This window comes from Bariatricus sp. SGI.161, from assembly GCF_050313695.1.
In the GTDB taxonomy this organism is placed as follows: domain Bacteria; phylum Bacillota; class Clostridia; order Lachnospirales; family Lachnospiraceae; genus JAFBIX01.
Map to the genome: position 1 here is coordinate 1 of NZ_JBNPLX010000107.1, position 294 is coordinate 294.

At 54.4% G+C, this 294-nt stretch carries 1 protein-coding gene; it reads left to right on the forward strand.

Translation table 11 applies throughout. The features are described 5' to 3' along the window. Nucleotides 1-180, forward strand: a 180-nt coding sequence (locus tag ACQRBH_RS17405) for a hypothetical protein (protein ID WP_427762717.1), incomplete at its 5' end; no start/stop codon positions are given. Nucleotides 181-294: the final 114 nt, after the last annotated feature.

Genomic DNA, 294 nt, shown 5'->3' on the forward strand with positions numbered 1-294 from the left:
GCTCTTTGCAGGGCAAAGTGTAGTGTGTTACACCCTGTAAACGCAGTCGGAAAAATCGGAGAGATTTTTCTGACCGCAGGGGTGATTTTACACGCCCGAAAAGGGCGGGTGAATCCCACGCCTGCATTTTGCGTTTGCGGGGTGTTCTCCCGTAGGGATGACAGCGGCAGGGTATCCTAAAATCACTGTCACTGCCGTCACCGCTGTCACCCGCAGGGCAGAGCCGCCAACTTTACATGGCTTTAAGCGTCAATGACAGTAACAGGGGGTATCCCAATATCGCTGTCACCGCCG